The sequence below is a fragment of the Corynebacterium jeikeium genome, from assembly GCA_003955985.1.
Classification (GTDB): domain Bacteria; phylum Actinomycetota; class Actinomycetes; order Mycobacteriales; family Mycobacteriaceae; genus Corynebacterium; species Corynebacterium jeikeium_D.
Genome location: CP033784.1, coordinates 2,317,734 through 2,336,947, shown reverse-complemented (window position 1 = coordinate 2,336,947; position 19,214 = coordinate 2,317,734). Strand labels below are relative to the sequence as shown.

The following is a 19,214-nucleotide window of genomic DNA, read 5'->3' as shown; positions in this document are numbered from 1 at the left end:
AAATGTCTACACCATCGGCGTCAAACGGCGGTGGACCGCTTTCGACATCGCAGGTTTTAGATGCGGTTGCGCAGTTTGAAGCTCTGTCGACAGTCATCGTGGAGAACTTCGAAGTACTTGCACCGGATCATGCGCACGATGCATATAAGTCGATTGAGAAAGCGCGAAAACGACTCGCAGTAATTGATGCGACTTATGTGGAGACTATGAAGGGGCGGATGCCCAGCGCGGAGCACCGAAGGATCGCGTGGCTAGCGCAGGAGATGCGAATCTCGCGAGCAGAAGCGAGGCAGCGTATCAATGTCGTCGGATGTCTGAGTAGGAATGTTGATCCGTTTGCTCCGGCGAATGAGGATGTGCGAATGCCGAACCTTCGTCAGAAGGTTGAGGAAGGTGTTGTCGGTGCGGATGCTGTTGCGAAGATTGACAAAGCCGTTCGGGAGCTGCCGGCAACGGAGCATGCGCAGCTGTCTAGGCTGCTGGACAAGCACATTTCAGATTTAGTGGACAAAATCCGTGTTGATGATCTCAATAAATTGCCGAACCGCCTGCGGGCGATGTTGGGGGTTGATGACCCGTATACGGATGAGGACCGCGCTCGGAAACGAAGTCTAAAAATCGGTGCTCAGGGGCCGGACGGCATGAGCCGGTTGAGCGGTGTGTTACGCCTTCGTTTGCGGCGGTGCTCAAAAGGCTGCAGGCAGATCATGCGCGGCCTGGTGGGTTACTCGAAGAAGGCGCCGATGACCAGCGGAATCCGGAGCAGCGTTTCCATGATGCCGTGGAAGCGGCGGTGAACGGGGGCTTTCAACCAGGCGGTGAGCTTCAGCCGGCGCGGGGGACGACATCGGTGGTCACCGTCGCGCATATCGCAGATGTGGCAGCGTTAGCTGGAGTCTCCCTGCCTGAGGGGAAAGATTTTGTACTTCCTGGATCGGGCAAAGCGGTCTCAGACGCGGGAGTGCGAATTTCCATTAGTCAGGCCGTGCAACAGATGGTTGATAGAAATTCGTTCCTCCAAGTATTGGGGAATGAGGGGCAGACCTTGTATTTTGGTCGGTCCCGCAGGCTGGGGACTTTGCCGCAGTATCTGGCCCTTCTTGGAGAGGAAGGAGGTTCCTCCGCGCCGGGCATGGGCACTCCGGGAGCTATGTGCGATGTTCACCATGTGCAGTCGTGGGCTTCCGGTGGTGGCACTGACCTGGATAATCTCACGTTGGTGGATCCGGGTACGCATCGAAAGATCGACGATGCTCGATGTAATGAAAATGCTTGGTGGACGCTCCGGCCGGATGAGGTGGCGGAGATTCTAGGAACTGACGAAGGGGACGGGGTTAGCGGGGAGTGTGAGCAGGCCTCTACTGATCGTGTGGTCTGGGTGCCCCCGAAAGACGAGGAAGGAAACCGGAAAGCGGAATCCAATGAGGACCCCGATACGTTCGATAGCCCGGGGCGCTGGTTGCGTCGTAAAGCGCGAGAGAAACGGGCGGGGGACACAGTGGATGGCAATGACGAGATGGGGCCGGATCCCGGTGGGTAGTCGGATTGGGAGACCGAGGCCTGGCTTAGAGGCTGATCTTCCGTTTCGTAGTCAGCTTTGTGTTAATAAAGCGGTTGAGGAAAGGGGGGTGCCGATGCTGGCGGCATAGTGCAGCAGTTTTTCTGCGGTGGCACAGCCGATTCCATGGCCTGTGCCTGAGATGAAAACGGCCAGGTGAGCAGCGTCTTCATGCACCTTCCCAAGCTCCTAGTTTTAATAACGTACATATCGCGCTACCAAGTCAATCGATTTAGAATCCGGAATTATGACAACATCCATCTCGGTACAAGAGCTTCGTGACAAGATTGCCGGCGGCGGTCGTATCGTCGTCGTTGACGCACGCTGGTCGCGTGCTAAAAAACCATATGACTCCTACGCCACGGCTCACATCCCACTGGCCGTGTTCTGTGATCCCGAGTTGGACCTAGCAGGTGTTCCAAGCCGAGAAGCTGGTCGCAACCCGTTGCCGGATATCGAGCGTGTGCGCGATGCCGTCCGTCGATGGGGAGTCCGCTCGGAGCATCTCGTGATCGTCTACGACGCGGGCGATGGACTGTTCGCGTCACGTGCTTGGTGGATTCTGCGCTGGGCAGGTTTGGAGAATGTGCGTGTCCTCACCGGTGGGTTAGCTGCTTGGGAAGCAGATGGAAACGAGACTGCCTTCGGGCCCGGAAATCTGCCGCGGCCTGGAACGATTGCGGTGAGTGAAGGCAATATGCCTGTTGCCAGCCTCGATGACGTACGCACCTGGTCTGAGCGTGGAATTTTGGTGGATGCGCGTGAGCCCAGCCGTTTTGAAGGTCGTAGTGAGCGCGTCGATCTGCAGGCAGGTCACATCCCGGGTGCCGTGAACCTGGCGGCTCGCAGTCTGCAAAATGCCGACGGCTCCTTCCTGCCTGTTGAGCAGCTCCGTGAGCGCTTTGCCTCCGTCGGTATCGAAGACGGTCGCAATGTAGCGGTCTACTCCGGTTCCGGTCTTCATTCCTCGCTGTTCATTCAGGCTATGGAAGAAGCGGGCATCACGGGCGCCGCTCTGTATGTCGGCGGCTGGTCCCAGTGGGCTGGCGATCCGAGCCTGCCTATCGTCCGCTTCTAAGCGGGCCCGGGCCAGGGCGACCGCCCCAGGGCCCCTGATGTGCCGTCCATGTGGCTTTTGCCCCTCGCCCTTTACCGTCCTAGAGAGTCCTGAACGCTCTCGCCTCGGGCATTGGCATTGCGCCAGACGGGGGACGGCATCTTGTCGCTGACCAAATAGAACGGCTTCTGGCTTAAGCTAGGAGATTAATGATTCCCCTAGTATTCACCCTCGCAGCGATTCTCATCATCGCCGCAGTCGCGCTGTTCGTTGTCGACCGCCGCCGTCGCAGCACAAGTGAGACTGCTGTGGCGTCTCCGTCATCGCCATCGCTTTACGACGAGCCCTCGGACTCCACCGGCGAAGTAACCGGTGTGGCGGCAGAAGATGTTGTGTTCGAACAGTCGGATTCTTCGGAGCAAGGCAGCCCCGAGACAACTTCTGTGGCGAGACCGAATGTCGCAGCTGACGCTGACTCTGAGGTTGCCGCTGAGACTGATAGCGCCGCTGAAGTTGACTCTGAAACTGAGGTTTCGACGACAGAACTGGGGACTTCAGCTGTAGAAAAGACGCCGACGGAGCCTGAATCTGTCTCGGGAATCGAGCCGGTGGCCCCTGCTGAAATGCCCGAAGCAACAGAAGAAGCGGGTGCTCCCGAAACATCGGAAGCAGCAGCTGACCTGAATGCGGGAACGGACATGACTCTCCGAAGCGGCGCGGAGTCCGGCACAGAATCTGGCATGGAGCCAGCCGAGTCGGTGACTGCTGAAGATACCGATACCACGGATGAGCCCGAGACAGGTTTAGTGGACAACACCAGTGCCATAGATGCCAACAGCACCACTGCTCCTGACGCTCGCATTGGAACTGTTGACGGTGCAGAATCCGAAGCTGCGTCCGGCGTAAAAGCCGAGACTGACGAAGTGCCGCAACCATCCGATCGTGCGGCGCGCACCCAGGCCACCCAGGCCACCCTGCCCACTGAGTCCACCCCGCCCGCGCAACCGCAGCGCGCCCAGCAGCAGTCAGTGGCCCCTGTCCGTCGACGTATCAGCGGTCGCCGTGTGCGTCACCTGCGGAAGGCCTGGGCGCAGGAACGTAATTCTGTCTACAACCGTGTGGACCATGAGCTGCCGTCGTACTGGCAGCGTACGCCGGACGGCGATGCCAAGGCCGTGGTCTCCGGTTTCGCCTTTGGCCGGGAAATGCACCTCGCCGATGTCGGCGGCATCACCACCATCGCCATCCGCCGCTCTGTATCCAGCGATGAGGTTTTCGAGTTGCGCCGCAGCGGCGGCACGACGCTGCCTCACGTAGCCACCGAAGCCGGCCTGGTAGTCGCAGCTACCGACCCAGAGCTCATTCATCGCATTTTCGACGACCGTGCAACCCGCATGCTTGCCGACGTGCACCCGGCCATTACCCGCATGTGGTCCGAAAACTCCTGGTCCTTGGCTCAGCTGATTGATAATTCGGTGCCAGAGGACTGGGACGGTGCACTGGCATCGCTGTCGGACTTCTCCGACATTGCACGCAGGTTGCCACCAGCGGAAGGCGAAACCGTCGCTCCGGACACTAAACAGTGGGATCCCACTCGTTTGCAGCTCACCGAGCAGTCCGTTGACTCTGGTTCCTTGATTTCTGATGGAACCGGGCGTGGGCACTTGCACGCGGTACCAGACCAGCGTCGCAACGGTTCTGCTAACCACGATTCGCAGGATCATAGCTCACAGAACGGGCATGCCCAGAGTCACAGCGCGCAGAATAGCAAGGGCGAAGAGCCGCTGGACGTTGAGGAAATTGTTTACGCAGATTCTCCTTCGTCCTCGTCCGCTGCTACCGCGGATGCAACCACGGATGATTCGCAGTGGTCGTCGCAAAGCAATGCACAACCCACGGTGGTGCAGGCGATTGACGGTTCGTCGTGGCGCCCTACGCGGGATATACCGCTGGATCCGACGGCGCTGCCTTCGCGGTCAACGGCACGAAAGATGGGTGCAAACGTTGGTGAGTCGGAGGACATTGGGGATTCTGGCCAGCAGATTCCTGCGCTTGGTGAGGACCCCGAACATAGCCGGATGCGCTCGAGCCAGGGGCGTGTGGTGCGATCAAATGTGAAGCCCGCCAGTATTTTTACCGACGCCGCCCCAGACCTCGACAGCAGCGACGACCCCACCGAATCTGTATCCGAGGACAAGGGCGCAACCCCTGATTCCGCGGACGAGTAGAACCAGACATATCCTTGAGCACACAGTCGTTTATTTAGGAGACAACCTCAGATGAGCATCCACACGAGCAATGTCAATCAGGAGAAGCTGCAGCGTTTGGCCGAGCTGGTCAAGGAGCTGGCGGTTGTTCATGGCAAGGTCACGCTGTCGTCTGGACGTGAGGCTGACTACTACGTTGACCTGCGCCGCGCCACCCTACATCATGAGGCCTCGCGCCTGATTGGTTCCCTGCTACGGGAGCTCACTGCAGACTGGGACTACGCGCACGTCGGGGGTCTGACGCTTGGCGCGGACCCGGTGGCTACCTCTGTCATGCACGCCGAAGGGCGTCCAATTGATGCCTTTGTGGTGCGTAAGGAAGCCAAGAAGCATGGCATGCAGCGCCGCATCGAGGGGCCGGACATTGTGGGCAAGAAGGTCCTGGTTGTGGAGGACACCACCACCACGGGCAACTCGCCGCTGACCGCCGTCGCTGCACTACGTGAGGCCGGTGCTGAGGTTGTCGGTGTCGCCACGGTGGTTGACCGCGCGACGGGCGCCGACGAGGTCATCAAGGCTGAAGGCCTGGACTACCGTTACCTGCTCGGTTTGGATGACTTGGGTCTGGCCTAAGAATCTGAGCGCTAGAGCTATCGCCGAGCCTCACCCTGCTCGCCGAGCCTCACCCAGCTCACCGCCCCAACGCAGTCCCACGAAAGAGGAACATCCCCATGACCACCAAGCGCGCAGGACTCCTGTCCAAGCTCACCACGACCAAACTTCCCGGCACCAAGGAAACCGTCGCTGACATGTTTGTGCGTCGCACGGGCGAGGGCCTCGGCGCACTCGTCGGTATCGCCAGCGCAAGCTCCGACACCCGCCGTGCCCCAGAACGTGCCGGCTATATCGCCGCCAGTGCGGTCAACGTTGTCTCCAGTGCCTTCGGCTGGGAGACTCCACGTCGAGTTTCCAAGACTGTCCTCATGCCACTGTTGGCGGCCAATGTTTGGCGCCGTCGCCACGAGACGTCTCGCTTTACGACGACCACCCTGCTCATCGGCCTCGCCGGCGGTTGGCTGGGCGACTTGATTCTCATGCCGAATAAGCCGAACCTGAACCGCGGTTCTGTGCCGTTCGCAGTTAACCAGGTTGCCTACCACGTGCTGCTGTGGCGTGCCGGAGCTCGGATTAGCGCGCTGCGTGCTGCCATTCGCTTCCCACTGTGGGCTGGTTCGGTACCGCTGGTCGGTGCTGTAAAGCCCGAGGCGCTGCCCGCTGCTGTTGGCTACGGTCCGCTGCTGGCTGTGACCTCCGCACTGGCCGATGACCCGGCGCTGCTGGAGGGTGCCGGTGCTGTCGGTACTGATGAGCAGACCGGCCTGCCGATTGCCGATGCCGCCTACGGCCTCGGCCACGGTGGCAACCTGTTCCTCGTCTCCGACACGCTACTGATGGCTCGAAAGATGTTTGCGGAGGAGGGCGTCGTCGGCAAGCTTCTGAATGCGGCAGTGATGGACACCTACACCGTGGCGCAGTTGTTCCTGGTCGAGGGGCTGTTGGCTCTTGACCGCGCCTGAGCCCGGGAAGGGGCCGACGGAATGGTTTGAGGCTCGTGTCGGGGTGGGGCCGTGGGAGCAGGAGCACCCGAACGAACCCCGGCCGACCGGCCCAGAATACGATGAGCAGCTTCTGGATGAGGGCGACCGACGTAATGTCGTCGATGCCTACCGCTACTGGACGATGGAGGCTATCGTCGCGGAGCTGGATAAGCGTCGTCATCCGTTGCATATCGCCATCGAGAATTTTGAGAATGACTCCAACATTGGCACCGTGGTACGCACCGCAAATGCCTTCCTGGTGGAGGCCGTGCACATCGTGGGGCGCAAGCGTTGGAATCGTCGCGGCGCGATGGTGACTGACCGCTACCAGCACTTGCTGCACCACGAGACGGTGTCGGAGGTCATTAGCTGGGCGCGCGAGCATGATTTGGCTGTCGTGGCCGTGGACAATGTGCCGGGCTCCGTACCCATCGAAACCGTTGAGTTGCCCGAGCGTTGTCTTTTGCTCTTCGGCCAGGAGGGGCCGGGAGTGACTGAAGAAGCACAGCAGGCGGCGGATTTGACGGTGTCGATTGCCCAATTTGGCTCGACGCGTTCGATAAATGCGGGGGTAGCGGCGGGTATTGCCATGCACTCTTGGATTCGTACTCATGCAGATATCACCGCGGCCTGGTAATTGTCTGCTTAGGTGTTTTATTTCGAAGGCTGTTTTAGAGCTGTTTCACAGCCGTTTTAAGGAGAGCCAGTGGTTCTAAAAATGTCGCGTCCGGAGGCCGAAACGTGGGCCTATCGTGCGGACGTGGCTGAACAGGCGATTCGCAACCGTCATGCGGCGAAGCTGTGGGGTCTTCCGGGCACGAATTTGGCAATGGCTTCCTGGCCCGCGCCGCTTCGACATAAGGTCTTCATCAACTGGCATTACTGGTGGCAGGCGCAGTATCTCGACTGCCTGGTAGACGCAGCCAAGCGCGTGCCTTCTAAGGAGAAGTACCGCGCTATCCGCCAGACCACTCGGGGTATCCGCATTCGCAACCTCACGCTGCTGACCAAGAACAAGTACTACGACGATCGCGCGTGGATGGCGTTGGCGCTCGGGCGTGCCGACGCTGTCCTCGGCGCATCGGTGCCCAAGAAGACGACAGCACGGCTGATTTCATGCTTGGGCGATGGTCGGCAGGAGTCCACGGGTGTGCTGCCGTGGCGTGAGCAGGACCTCTTTTTCAACGTCCCCTCGAACGGTCCTGCAGCCATCGCTCTGGCCCGGGCTGGTCGTATCAAGGAGGCAGAGGAACTTATCGATTGGGTTTACGCCAACCTCCTGTCGGACTCAGGGCTGCTCTACGACGGCATTCGCTTGTCCATGGCAGGTGCCGTCGTGCAGAAGGGCATGTTTACGTACAACCAGGGTGTCATGATTGGCGCTTGCCTCGAAGTGGGACTTGCGCTTCGGGCGCACGGCCAGCGTGAACAGGCGACGAAGTATTTCACGCGCGTGCAAAACCTCATCCACGCGGTGGCAAAGGATTTGGCGACCACCGACAATGTTATCGCCGGTGCCGGTGGCGGCGATGGTGGTCTGTTCAACGGCATCCTCGTGCGATACCTCGCCGATGCGGCGGTGCGTTTGCCTGGAGACAATCGCATGAATCGCGCGGCAGCTCGCATTGCTCGCCGACTGGTTCTGGCTTCGGGGGAGAAGTGCTGGTACCACCGCCTCGAGGTTGATGGCCTGCCGCTTTTCCCCGCAGATTGGAACGACAATGCTCAGTTCCCACAGGGCGGTTCGGTTGCGCAATCAGTCGGTGGCGCGGTTCGCGGTTCGGCGATTAAGGAGCGTGACCTCTCTGTCCAGCTGTCGGGTTGGATGCTGATGGAAGCGTGCGCCCGAGTGGCCGATTTTGTTGCGACCAAGCTGGAAAATGGTGAGTCGTTGGATTCGACGAAGCCGAGCTGCCCGGAGTAGTCGGGGAACGCTAGTTGGTCGTCATCTGGCGCTTGCCGACGTTGTACCACCGCGCTGTGCCCGCCGTTGCCAACAGGGAGTCACCTACTGAGCCCCTGCCATCGCCACGTGATGCCTGGCACAATAGGACGCATGAAACTCAATGACATGATGGCTCCTGCTCCCGTGAAGCTCCCCGTTCTTGACGAGGCCGTTGCTGCCCGCAACGGTGGCGCAAGCCCGGAGGCCGTGGTTCGCGCATGCCCGCGCGATTCCCAGGCTTGGGCGGATTTGGCTGAAAGCGCCTTGTCCGAGGGCCAGGAGATTCAGGCCTATGCCTTCGCTCGCACTGGTTACCACCGCGGTCTGGACCTGCTGCGTGGAAACGGCTGGAAGGGGTTCGGAGCCATTCCGTGGGAGCACGAGCCGAATCGTGGTGTGCTCCGCGCCTTCGCAGCGTTGGCTAAGGCTGCTAAGGCTATCGGCGAGGATGATGAATTCGATCGCATGATGGCGTTGCTGCGTGACAGTGATGAATCCGCGTTGCCAGAACTGGGTCTTTAATCGCGCATAGAGATTCAGCGGGCACATAAGAGTGCACAACAGCACAACGGGTACATAAAAAGCGCACAGTTTTTTACATGAGGATGGTGACTTCGGCATGGCTGGCATAGCTGGTGGGGAAGATAAGGATGCCGCAGCTGCCAGGAATCTAGAGGACCTTGCTCCCGCGCATGTCGACGACCTCGTCGAAGCTAAGGAAACGCAATTCGTCGAGGATAATCCGCGCCCGGATTTCCAAGATTTTCGCAATACGTACCTACATCCGGCCTCCCGCGCAGCAAACAAGCTGCGTCAGAAAGTGAGGCCCCGCACGCGTTTCCTCCATGCGATTGACCGTGTGCGCTCCCGTTGGATGCTCATTGTCCAAGCCACGTTAGCCGCTGGGTTGGCCTACTGGTTCGCACTTGAGGTACTGGGGCACCCCAACCCGTTCTTCGCGCCGATGGCCGCTTTCATCAGCCTCAACGTGATGACCGCAGGTCCTCGCCTAAAGCACTCTGTGGAGTTGGTGCTCGGCGCCTCGTTGGGAGTCGGCATTGGTGATGTGATTATCTCCATCCTCGGCTCGGGTATCTGGCAGCTGACTGTCGGTGTGTTCGTCGCCATGGTCATTGGCGTGTTTGTCGGTCGCGGTCCGCTTGTGGTCAACCAAGCGGCATCTTCAGCCGTGCTCATCGCCACCATTATTCCGCCGGGCACCGCCGGTTCTTATTACCGAATGATCGATGCTCTCGTCGGTGGTGTGGTGGGCATTATTGTGCTCATGATATTGCCGCGAAGCCCGCTGGCGGGTGCTCGCCGCAAGGTGGCCAAGGTCCTCGACATGGGTGCAGACGTACTTTATGACATCGGCATCGGCATGAAAGAGGGCGACACCGATCGCATCCGCACCGCACTGAGCGTGGTGCGCTCCATGCAGGCGCAGGTCTCGCTGATGGACCGCACTGTCGCCGACGCGGGCGAGCAGGTCCGTATCTCGCCGTTGCTCTGGCGTTCTCGGGATAGAATCCACTCGCTGTCGCGCATGGTACATCCCGTCGACAACGCCATGCGCAACATCCGTGTGCTCGCGCGTCGCGCTATCACCGCACGTGAGGATCACATCGACTTCTCGTCCGAACTGTGCGCACTTGTTCTCGGCGTGTCTGAAGGTACGCGCCTGGTCAGTCATGTGCTTGACGACGAAGCCGCCGTGCGCCGAATCCCAGAGTGGGGCGAGTTGCCTTTCGAATCCGGCGACATCGCTATCGCTCAGCTTTCCGAGGGATCCGGAGAGGTCAAGCTTGAAGACGTGGTTCGGTACTTGCGTCGTTTAGCGGCGAAAATGCACCCACGCGTGATCGAGGACGCAACGCTGTCGGAACAGGTTGTGTTTGCGCAGTCCCGCTCATTGGTGGTGGACCTGTTGCAGGTGTGTGGCCTGTCCAGGCGTTCAGCTGTGGCAACGCTGCCGCCGACGACCCCGTTCCCAGCAATGCCGCCGGAGGTATGGGACGAGTAGCCGGTGAGGAGTGGGTGAGTAGCGGCTCGCTAGGCGCCCGTCGGTTACTGCCCACGTGCTCCGGCGCACATGCTACTGCCCACGTGCTATTGCAGCATGCTCTAGTGCGGTACGCGCTTGACCTCGACGCCGCCGAAAGCGACAAAGCCGCTCACAATAATCTTCGGAGCCTGTCCGGCGCCAGGAGCAGGAAGGTTACGTCCCGGGTTTCCAGTAACATCCGTGCCTCCGAAGATGGGCAGCACGTCGACATCAACCTGGTAATGGTCGGGGACAATGACGTCGACTCCACCGAAGGCGCAGCCAATGTTGACGACAGTAGTTTCCGCGGTCAGGATGGCCTCGCGGAAATCCAAGCCGGTCCCGCCGAAGGCCGCCACCGTGGTGTGCGTGGGAGCGCACGTCCAAGGGCCTCTCTTGTCGGTGCCGCCGAAGATGCCGATGGAGAGCTTCGAACCAGTTGCCGCGGCGGAGCTATCAATCCGAGCTGGTTGATGATTGTTGGCTGCATTCGGTGCCACCGAATGGTGCTCGTCCGGGACGCTGTGTAGGTTCGGGCGCAGGTTAGGGTTTGGGTGCGCATGTGGAGTCGGCTCGGCCAGGTTCGCGGGCAGCGACAAGTCCTGTGTCAATGCGGGCAACTCATCGATGTACGTCGCCTTTTGGGCTTTCTCGGTGCGCTCCTGCAGTTCCGCAAAGTCAATCTGGCCATCGCGGAATGCCCATTCCAAGCGTTCCAGCGCAGTGTGGCGGGCTTGGTCGCCAGCGCGTAGCCGTGGGGTGTTGTCGGTCATGATGCTGTCCTATCGAGGCAGTGGCGGGCAGTGGCTTTAACACCCAAATGTTATCTGTACTCGAACTTTCGCGCAGGCCGCTTTCGAGCAAGCCACTTTCTCATGGGCAGACCGTGGCTATTGCCCGACGCAGTTAGCGCACAATCTGCAAGTCGCGAAGGTGTCGGTACATAGTTGTCTTCTCTCGCGGCTTTCGAGACTCGACTCCATCGCGCACATATCGGAAGCCCAGGCCACCAACTTGAACCGCCCGACCCGTCATCGGACGGTGTAGCTCGCGGGCCGGGGCTTCTTTCGCTTTACGACGGCCACCGCGACCCAATCCGAGTCGGCTCAGCAGGCCTTTGCCGACTCCATCCTCGTTACCGATTTCCGCTTCCGGAGCCGGAACTTCGGCCGCAACGATGCCCGGGGCATCGGGGGTAGGGCGAATCTGCAGGCCGGTGGATGTGCCGGAGAACATCTGATGCTCGTCGACATAGACCTCGCCAGTAAACCCGTTTGTCGAGGACACTCCGGTAATTCCCGGCTCTGTCAGTAGGGCGTAACCAACAATTGCGTGGCCGGTGTCATCGCGAATCAGCGGCACTGGCGTCGTCGGGCGCGTGAGCGCGGCCGCCGCATCGAGCCCTTCTCCTCCTTCGATGCCCCAGTTTTTGGCCGCGGTCGAGGGCGCGGTGGGGACATGTGCCACTTCAATCCACAGGAGGTTCTTGCGCATCAGGTAGGTTGCCACGGCAGCCAGTGCCGCGTCGGTGCCAACGACCACAATTCTTAACGGCTCGCTCGGCTTTTGCGGAGCGGGTTGCGGAGCGCCTAAGTGGTCGACTTTCTTCTGCTTGGAGATTTCCTCCGGTGTCGGTGCTGTATCGACAGGCAGTACGTCCTTGGCCAGGTCGTCGATGAAAGCTAGCTCCTTGCGGGTGGGGATCATCGCGACGTCGTGAAGCGCATAGGCGGGTGGTGCCGGAGTAGCTGGTGCTGATGGTGCGGACGGTGCTGATGTAGACCATGATTGGCGGAGCAATTGGGAAAACGCGGGTACATCGGGGCCACACTGCAGCACAACAATACGCATAGGACTACACTCTAATGCGTCGTCTGCAATCCCAGGAGTTGAAGTAGGACTATGGCCGCAATCATTATCGTCGGTGCCCAGTGGGGCGACGAGGGCAAGGGCAAAGCAACCGATATTCTCGGTGGCCGCGTCGACTACGTCGTCAAGCCCAACGGTGGCAATAACGCCGGCCACACCGTTGTCGTTGGCGGTGAGAAGTACGAGCTGAAGCTGCTTCCGGCGGGTGTGCTGTCGGAAAACGCTGTGCCGATTATCGGTAACGGCTGTGTGGTCAACCTCGAGGCGCTTTTCGACGAGATTGATGGCCTCGAAGCTCGCGGTGCAAAGGCCTCCCGCCTGCGCGTTTCCGGCAATGCCCACATGGTTGCTCCGTACCACCAGACGCTGGATCGCGTGACCGAGCGCTTCCTGGGTAAGCGCGCTATCGGCACCACTGGCCGCGGTATCGGCCCGACGTATGCCGACAAGGTCGGCCGTACGGGCTTGCGTGTCCAGGACATTCTGGATGAGTCGATTCTGCGCCAGAAGATTGAGTCTTCGCTGGCTCAGAAGAACCAGATTCTGGTCAAGCTGTACAACCGCCGCGCCATCGATCCGGATGAGGTCTTTGATTACTTCATGGGCTTCGCCGATCGTCTGCGCCCGATGATTATCGACTCGGAGTTTGAGCTCAATCAGGCTTTGGACGCCGGCAAGCACGTCCTCATGGAGGGCGGCCAGGCCACCATGCTCGATGTCGACCACGGCACCTACCCGTTCGTGACCTCCTCGAACCCAACCGCTGGTGGTGCCTGCGTAGGCACCGGCATCGGCCCGACGAAGATCACTTCGGTGCTGGGCATCATGAAGGCCTACACCACCCGCGTCGGTGCTGGCCCGTTCCCGACGGAGCTGTTCGACAAGTGGGGCGAGTACCTGCAGACCACCGGCGGTGAGGTCGGAGTCAACACCGGCCGTAAGCGCCGCTGTGGTTGGTACGACTCGGTGCTGGCTCGCTACGCCGCGCGCGTCAACGGTTTCACGGATCTGTTCATCACCAAGCTGGATGTCCTGACTGGTATCGGCGAGATTCCGATTTGTGTCGCTTACGACGTTGATGGCGTGCGTCACGACGAAATGCCACTCACCCAGTCGGAGTTCCACCACGCTGTCCCGATTTACGAGACCATGCCTGCATGGGACGAAGACATCACTGGCTGCCGCACCTTCGATGAGCTGCCGGACAAGGCCAAGGATTACCTGAACCGCCTGGAGGAGCTCTCCGGCGCTCGCATTTCCTACATCGGTGTTGGCCCGGGTCGTGACCAGACCATCGTTGTCCACGATGTGCTGGACAACTAGCGCTGGGCAACTAGCGCTGGGTACTTAGCCTGGGGGGGCAGTGGCGAACTAGCCGGAAAATAGTCCGGCTTTCGACCCGGCTTTATCGAACTGTTAGATAAAAAATCTTCGGTGTCGAAACTGCTGGCTGCTGTAAAAAAGAACATTTGCTAACCACGAGAAGGCTCTGGGAATTGTCAGTTGACACTGGCATCCCAGAGTCATTTTTGTATCGTAGGCCTCACCGCGTGGTCCAACGACAGAAGTCCAAACGACAGAAGGCGTGTGGTTTTCATGCAAAACACAGGACACCGAGTACAACGACTGGCAAGTTCCGCCGTACTTTCCGGCGCGATGGTTTTCTCCGCAGTAGGTGGAGCCGTTGCAGCTCCCGCGGCCCAGGCGGAACCGGCCCCAGTGCCGGCACCGGCTCCGGCGAAGGCAGATAGCTGTACCCCGAACCCGGCAGCACCTGAAATCCAGGAGGCCCTGGATAAGGTCAACAGGGAGCGTCCGAACAACCATGATGGGTGGAAGTACACTGGCACCTCCAACTTCAGCCCGTGTAGCGATTTGAGCTTTGCTCTCGCAGATCAGGCCAAGCAGGGCAACGCTCAGTCCTCCACTGTGCTGTTGATGTTCCACAAGGGTGAGTTCATTGGTACGGACTCTGACCGGCCTCAGCACATCAACAAGGTGACGCCGACCCCTGATGGTAAGAACATCTCGGTCATCTACCACGACTGGGAGGCTCAGGAGGCCGCAGGTGCGCCGAACGCTGATGCGGCCAAGTTCACCTCTAATGTTCACTTCTTCTGGAACGGCGATCACGTCGTCCACGAGGGCAAGATTCCCGGCGGGGCGAAGCCCGCTTCCTAAGGACTCCCGAGAATTTTCGAGAGCTTTCGAGAATTCTTGGACACTCCCGGGGTCTCTTGAATTTTCCCAAGTAAACTCAATTCAGAGTCGGACATGAGAAAGTAATGCTCCGTCGTAGCTCAGTGCTTGAGAAAACTTGAGAGAACAGAAGAGGTTCCAGCCATGAGTGGTCATTCAGTTCGTCGCGGGTCGATGCTGGTTAGCGCGGCGGTCGCAGGTGTAGTGGCTTTGTCCGGTTGCTCCACTGATGAGACCGCAGCACCGACCTCTGCTTCTCAGGTAGATCAAGAAACGACGACCATCACTACGACCACCACTGTCGAGGATGACAGTGAAAGTGCAGATACCCCCAATCCGGATGTCGATGACAACGACCCCGATGGGGGTTCTTCTGCGCCAACCCAGGAAGAGGCTTTCGAAGAAGCGGTTGCCGACCTGAACTCAATGGAAGGTGGCAATGGCAGCGGTTGGACAGTCACGGACGATACGAACTGGGATACCACCAGCGAGTTGACCTTTGCCTCAGCAGTACAGAATGAAATTACGCATTCAACTACCGCTGGTGCAGTGCTGCTGTTTCATAAGGGCGAGTACGTGGGGACCGCCGGTGGTCCGCAGACAATCAACTCGGTCGAGGGTGATGGCAAAACTGTGACCGTCAATTTCTTCGATGTCAATAAAATGATCGAAGACGGCGGTGCCTTCGCCTTTAAAGACCAGTACAACGCTCCCGTTACGTACTCCTGGGATGGGGCAGAGGTTGCTCAAGAAGGCGAGATTCCAAAGGCAGAGGGGAATTAAACGCTCACCCCGCACTCTCTCCAGATGCGAGTGCTGTCAGGCCGTTTTAAAGTAGTGGCGCACCACACAGTTTTCACCCAGATTTCTGTGTTCTGTAAACCTCCGACGGTAGTTTGTCGACACTGTGTTGTCGGTACTGCGCCGTCGCTATGAAGTCGCTAATACTACGCCCAAAGAGGAAAATCACCGGCCATGTCTTCTCGCAACTCATCTGACTCCATGTTTGACGAACGGACCAAGCAGAGCGAGCAGCCTCAGAATTCACGCGTCCACGGCACGCGCCGCGCAATCGCGGCCATCGCTATGGGCGCGTTTGCTATTTCTCCTATTGCAGCCTGCAGCAATGATGCAGACAACGACGCGGCGTCGTCGTCAAGCAGTGCAAGCGCGGTCAGCACTACGTCGAGCGAAGAGAAGACCTTTGAAAAGCAGCAGGTCGCTGAGCTGAATGCGGCCGCGAATGTGCGGCCGGCTGCGATGGCTAAGCTGCCGGAGGGTTTTGATCTGCAGTCACACCGTGGTGGTCGCGGTGAGTGGACGGAGGAGTCCAAGCAGGCGATGATCAACTCGTTGGAGCTGGGCGTTACGACGTTGGAGCTGGACATCGTCCTGACGAAGGATGGCGTGCCTATGGTCTGGCACGATCCGGAAATCCAAGATGACAAGTGCTCGGACACCGAGCCAGTGACGGAGGGGGATCCGCAGTACCCGTACGTCGGCAAGCTCGTACATGATCTCACCTATGAGCAGGTACAAACCCTGGTCTGCGACAAGAAGCTCGAGGACTTCCCGGATGCGGAGCCAATCAAGGGCAATAGGATGATGACCCTGCCGGAGCTGTTCGAGCTGACTAAGGACAACCAGGACATCCACTTCAACATTGAGACCAAGATCGAGGGCGAAAAGCGCGCTGACTCGGCAGAACCGCAGGAGTTCGTCGATGTGATTCTCGACGAGATTGACCGCGCGGGTGTGGCTGATCGTGTGATGATTCAATCCTTCGATTGGCGCTCGTTGCCGCTGGTCGCGGAACGGAACCCGGAGATTCCGCTGGTCATGCTGTGGGACGAAACCACCTGGAAGAAGGATTCTCCTTGGATCGGCGATGTCAATTACGACGAGGTCGATGGCGACATCATCGAGGCCGCCAAGCAGCTCGGCGTGCAGGTGCTCTCACCGACGCACAGCATTCCTTACGGCAAGACACCGTCGGATTCTGACTACCACCCGGTCGCCACGCCGGAGCTGATTTCCCGCGCACACGAGGCCGGCATGAAGGTGGTGCCGTGGACGGTGAACGAAAAGGAGACCATGCGCGAGCAGATTGCCGCTGGTGTCGATGGCATCATCACCGACTACCCGACGCGACTGCGCGAGGTCTTGGCCGAGCTGAATATGCCGCTGCCAGAGCCCGCTCCGGTGGGTGATGCAGCGATGTCGACGAACTAGTAAACCCGGCTAGCACCAGCGAAAACTCGTCTGTATCCCTGTTTTGCCCGTGTTTAGCTCTGCGGGCTGAGCGTGTTTCGTGTCACACTTGACCTTATGACGCGTTTGAAAGTGCTTGCCGACGTTGACACGGGTATCGATGACAGTCTTGCTCTCGTCTACCTCGCGGGGTTGCATACCGCAGGCGAGATCGAGCTGGTGGGTGTGACCTGCGCAGGTGGTAACACCACTGCGGCATGGTCCGCTCGCAACACCAAGTACATGTTGAATCTCTGCGGTTGTCCGGAGGTTCCGGTTGTCAGCGGTTTCGAGGGGCCCGCTGACCGTGAACTGACCACCACGCCTGAGACTCATGGCCCGTACGGGCTGGGCTACAACCTGGCACCACCGGCCGTCATCTACGAACCGGGGCGCTCAGGAGCGGCGGATCCGCTGGCGCTGTGGCGACGAGTCATCGAGCAGGCACGGTCGACGGGGGAGAAGGTGCACCTGCTGGTCACTGGCCCTATGACTACCTACGTGGCCGCTTTGAAGAAGTACCCAGAACTCATGCGGGAGCTCGACGGCGTGACCATTATGGGCGGTGCTGTGGACTACCACGGTAACGTCACCGAGTTTGCGGAATGGAACTTCTGGGTCGACCCCACCGCGGTCACCGAGGTCTTCGGCACCGCGGGCGCTGTGGCCGTCGAGCGCCCGGAGGATGCCGTGCGCAGCATCGCCACCGCCGCAGGCGCGCCGGTGCCGACGCTGGTTCCGCTCAATGTCACCGAGACCATCACCATTAGTGATACTGAGATTGAATCCTGGCGAGATGCCGGTATGAACTCGGAGCTGCTGCGTGTTCTGCGCCGCTCGCTGAAGTTCTACTTTGAGTTCCACCAGGGTGTTGGAGTCGGTTATAAGGCGCAGGTCCATGACCTCTTCGCTGCGATGGTGGCCGTCGGTGCGGTGACCGGGGAAGTGGAGAAGATGCGTCTCGTGGGCGTCGATAAGCGAACCTTTGCAGATGAGCCTGCGCGGCGCGGACAGGTGGTGGAAGATCCTGCCGGTTCGGTGGCGAATGTTGTCCTGGCCGCTGACCGTGAGGTGGCGCTGGCTGAGTTCCAGCGGGTGTTCCCGCGCTAGGTTCCCGCCCGTGCCCGCCGCGGTGAATCAGCTCGCTGTCGTATGCTGGAGGCAATCAATTTAACAGCTGCTGGTTGCGCAGCGTATGTGCCGTAGACGAAAGCGAATTTATCTCGATGTTCACCCCTGAAGTCACCGGAACCCCGTACCAGCCGGGAGCAACGCGAGTTCTGCTGCTCGGCTCTGGCGAGCTCGGCAAGGAGGTGACCATTGCTTTCCAGCGTCTTGGCGTTGAGGTGCACGCTGCCGATCGCTACGAGCATGCACCGGCACACCAGGTCGCTCACCACGCCTACGTCTTGAATATGTCGGATTCCAGTGCACTGCGGGATCTGATTCTCCAGGTCAAGCCACACTTCATCGTCCCTGAGATTGAGGCTCTGGCAACCGAGGTGCTGGCAGAGGTCGAGGAAGATGAGACGCTGGACGTCACCGTTATTCCGACCGCACGGGCGACTCAGCTGACCATGAACCGAGAGGGTATTCGCCGCCTGGCTGCGGAAGAGGTGGGGCTGCCGACTTCCCGCTATCACTTCGCCTCCAGCTTTGATGAGTTCACCGCAGCTGTTGATGAGATTGGCTTCCCATGCGTGGTCAAGCCGGTCATGAGTTCCTCGGGCAAGGGACAGTCCACGCTGCGTTCGCCGGAGGATGTCCAGGCCGCGTGGGATTACGCCATGAGTGGCGGTCGCGTTGAGTCCGGTCGCGTCATCGTGGAGGGCTTCGTCGATTTCGACTATGAGATCACGCTGCTGACCGTGCGCTCCGTGGATCCGGAGACCGGCGAGGGGGCAACGTGGTTCTGTGAGCCCATCGGCCACCGTCAGCAGGATGGTGACTACGTTGAGTCCTGGCAACCGGCTGCCATGAGCGAAAACGCCCTGGACAATGCTCGCTCTGTCGCCGCGCGCATCACCAACGCGCTGGGCGGTCGCGGTATCTTCGGCGTCGAGCTGTTTGTCCGCGGCGATGAGGTGTGGTTCTCCGAGGTCAGCCCGCGTCCGCACGACACCGGCATGGTCACCATGGGTACGCAGCGTTTCTCCGAGTTCGAGCTGCACGCGCGCGCAGTGTTGGGTCTGCCTATCGACGTCACGCTGGTGTCCCCGGGAGCCTCCGCTGTCGTCTACGGCGGTGCTGACATCGAGCAGCCGGGTTACACCGGGCTGACGGAGGCCATGGCTATTCCGGAGACCGATATTCGTATCTTTGGTAAGCCGGTTGCCGGCCCGCGTCGCCGCATGGGTGTTGCTGTTTCGACCGCGGATTCTGTCGATGCTGCTCGTGAGCGCGCATCGGAGGCGGCATCAAAGATTAAGGTCGTCGAACTGGGGTAGTTCGACGACCTAGTGTGCGCTGCTGGTGTTGCTTGGGAAA

The 19,214-nt window shown here is 59.9% G+C and carries 16 protein-coding genes and 1 pseudogene; 15 read left to right on the top strand and 2 right to left on the bottom strand.

All coding sequences use genetic code 11. The annotated features are described in order from the left end of the window. Positions 1-2: 2 nt before the first annotated feature. From EGX79_10340 to EGX79_10300, 9 genes and pseudogenes are all read left to right on the top strand, one after another. Positions 3-1,540 (top strand): annotated as a pseudogene (locus EGX79_10340) (HNH endonuclease). 265 nt (positions 1,541-1,805) lie between these two features. Beyond that, on the top strand, positions 1,806-2,636 hold the full coding sequence (locus tag EGX79_10335; GenBank protein ID AYX82536.1) for a sulfurtransferase: 831 nt from the start codon (positions 1,806-1,808) through the stop codon (positions 2,634-2,636). 188 nt (positions 2,637-2,824) lie between these two features. Then, entirely contained in the window at positions 2,825-4,843 is a 2,019-nt protein-coding gene (locus EGX79_10330) for a hypothetical protein (GenBank protein ID AYX82535.1), read from the top strand. Positions 4,844-4,894: 51 nt separating this feature from the next. Next, complete coding sequence (locus tag EGX79_10325; GenBank protein ID AYX82534.1) at positions 4,895-5,455, top strand: orotate phosphoribosyltransferase; 561 nt, start codon at positions 4,895-4,897, stop codon at positions 5,453-5,455. A gap of 98 nt (positions 5,456-5,553) precedes the next feature. After that, entirely contained in the window at positions 5,554-6,399 is an 846-nt protein-coding gene (locus EGX79_10320; protein AYX82533.1) for a lysoplasmalogenase, read from the top strand. Next, positions 6,386-7,057 (top strand): RNA methyltransferase, encoded by a 672-nt coding sequence (locus EGX79_10315; protein AYX82532.1) that lies wholly within the window; start codon positions 6,386-6,388, stop codon positions 7,055-7,057. Before EGX79_10320 ends, EGX79_10315 begins: the two co-directional genes overlap by 14 nt. A 69-nt stretch (positions 7,058-7,126) precedes the next feature. Next, the gene (locus EGX79_10310) at positions 7,127-8,344 is read left to right on the top strand and encodes a glycoside hydrolase family 76 (protein ID AYX82531.1); all 1,218 of its coding nucleotides are present in this window, start codon (positions 7,127-7,129) and stop codon (positions 8,342-8,344) included. Between the two features lie 132 nt (positions 8,345-8,476). Then, positions 8,477-8,887, top strand: a complete 411-nt coding sequence (locus EGX79_10305; protein ID AYX82530.1) for a DUF3151 domain-containing protein — start codon at positions 8,477-8,479, stop codon at positions 8,885-8,887. 97 nt (positions 8,888-8,984) lie between these two features. Continuing rightward, positions 8,985-10,388: an aromatic acid exporter family protein gene (locus EGX79_10300; GenBank protein AYX82529.1), complete on the top strand. Its 1,404-nt coding sequence runs from the start codon at positions 8,985-8,987 to the stop codon at positions 10,386-10,388. Between the two features lie 101 nt (positions 10,389-10,489). Here the strand turns inward: EGX79_10300 and EGX79_10295 are convergent, their stop codons facing one another. Together EGX79_10295 and EGX79_10290 are read right to left on the bottom strand one after the other, a co-directional pair. Continuing rightward, positions 10,490-11,182, bottom strand: coding sequence for a DUF1707 and DUF2154 domain-containing protein (locus EGX79_10295; protein AYX82528.1), 693 nt, complete (start codon positions 11,180-11,182; stop codon positions 10,490-10,492). 133 nt (positions 11,183-11,315) lie between these two features. Beyond that, positions 11,316-12,116: a hypothetical protein gene (locus EGX79_10290; protein AYX82527.1), complete on the bottom strand. Its 801-nt coding sequence runs from the start codon at positions 12,114-12,116 to the stop codon at positions 11,316-11,318. A gap of 195 nt (positions 12,117-12,311) precedes the next feature. On the opposite strand from EGX79_10290, the gene EGX79_10285 reads away from it, so the two are divergent. From EGX79_10285 to EGX79_10260, 6 genes are all read left to right on the top strand, one after another. Then, a complete protein-coding gene (locus EGX79_10285) occupies positions 12,312-13,601 on the top strand; it encodes an adenylosuccinate synthase (protein AYX82526.1) in 1,290 nt (429 codons plus the stop codon). A gap of 273 nt (positions 13,602-13,874) precedes the next feature. Beyond that, the gene (locus EGX79_10280; protein AYX82803.1) at positions 13,875-14,459 is read left to right on the top strand and encodes a hypothetical protein; all 585 of its coding nucleotides are present in this window, start codon (positions 13,875-13,877) and stop codon (positions 14,457-14,459) included. A gap of 162 nt (positions 14,460-14,621) precedes the next feature. Continuing rightward, positions 14,622-15,260, top strand: coding sequence for a hypothetical protein (locus EGX79_10275; protein AYX82525.1), 639 nt, complete (start codon positions 14,622-14,624; stop codon positions 15,258-15,260). Positions 15,261-15,452: 192 nt separating this feature from the next. Then, positions 15,453-16,709: a glycerophosphodiester phosphodiesterase gene (locus EGX79_10270; GenBank protein AYX82524.1), complete on the top strand. Its 1,257-nt coding sequence runs from the start codon at positions 15,453-15,455 to the stop codon at positions 16,707-16,709. A gap of 96 nt (positions 16,710-16,805) precedes the next feature. Then, positions 16,806-17,837, top strand: a complete 1,032-nt coding sequence (locus EGX79_10265; protein ID AYX82523.1) for a nucleoside hydrolase — start codon at positions 16,806-16,808, stop codon at positions 17,835-17,837. A gap of 116 nt (positions 17,838-17,953) precedes the next feature. After that, positions 17,954-19,174 carry a formate-dependent phosphoribosylglycinamide formyltransferase gene (locus tag EGX79_10260; protein ID AYX82522.1) on the top strand — a complete coding sequence of 407 codons (1,221 nt, stop codon included), beginning with the start codon at positions 17,954-17,956 and terminating at the stop codon, positions 19,172-19,174. The last annotated feature ends 40 nt before the right edge of the window (positions 19,175-19,214 follow it).

What these genes read in the sequence shown, in the direction of transcription:
- EGX79_10290 (AYX82527.1), bottom strand. Translation starts at nt 12,116, where the DNA reads ATGATCCCCACCCGCAAGGAGCTAGCTTTCATCGACGACCTGGCCAAG.
- EGX79_10335 (AYX82536.1), top strand. Translation starts at nt 1,806, where the DNA reads ATGACAACATCCATCTCGGTACAAGAGCTTCGTGACAAGATTGCCGGC.
- EGX79_10270 (AYX82524.1), top strand. Translation starts at nt 15,453, where the DNA reads ATGTCTTCTCGCAACTCATCTGACTCCATGTTTGACGAACGGACCAAG.
- EGX79_10320 (AYX82533.1), top strand. Translation starts at nt 5,554, where the DNA reads ATGACCACCAAGCGCGCAGGACTCCTGTCCAAGCTCACCACGACCAAA.
- EGX79_10265 (AYX82523.1), top strand. Translation starts at nt 16,806, where the DNA reads ATGACGCGTTTGAAAGTGCTTGCCGACGTTGACACGGGTATCGATGAC.
- EGX79_10285 (AYX82526.1), top strand. Translation starts at nt 12,312, where the DNA reads ATGGCCGCAATCATTATCGTCGGTGCCCAGTGGGGCGACGAGGGCAAG.
- EGX79_10305 (AYX82530.1), top strand. Translation starts at nt 8,477, where the DNA reads ATGAAACTCAATGACATGATGGCTCCTGCTCCCGTGAAGCTCCCCGTT.
- EGX79_10280 (AYX82803.1), top strand. Translation starts at nt 13,875, where the DNA reads ATGCAAAACACAGGACACCGAGTACAACGACTGGCAAGTTCCGCCGTA.
- EGX79_10295 (AYX82528.1), bottom strand. Translation starts at nt 11,182, where the DNA reads ATGACCGACAACACCCCACGGCTACGCGCTGGCGACCAAGCCCGCCAC.
- EGX79_10275 (AYX82525.1), top strand. Translation starts at nt 14,622, where the DNA reads ATGAGTGGTCATTCAGTTCGTCGCGGGTCGATGCTGGTTAGCGCGGCG.
- EGX79_10330 (AYX82535.1), top strand. Translation starts at nt 2,825, where the DNA reads ATGATTCCCCTAGTATTCACCCTCGCAGCGATTCTCATCATCGCCGCA.
- EGX79_10325 (AYX82534.1), top strand. Translation starts at nt 4,895, where the DNA reads ATGAGCATCCACACGAGCAATGTCAATCAGGAGAAGCTGCAGCGTTTG.
- EGX79_10260 (AYX82522.1), top strand. Translation starts at nt 17,954, where the DNA reads ATGTTCACCCCTGAAGTCACCGGAACCCCGTACCAGCCGGGAGCAACG.
- EGX79_10300 (AYX82529.1), top strand. Translation starts at nt 8,985, where the DNA reads ATGGCTGGCATAGCTGGTGGGGAAGATAAGGATGCCGCAGCTGCCAGG.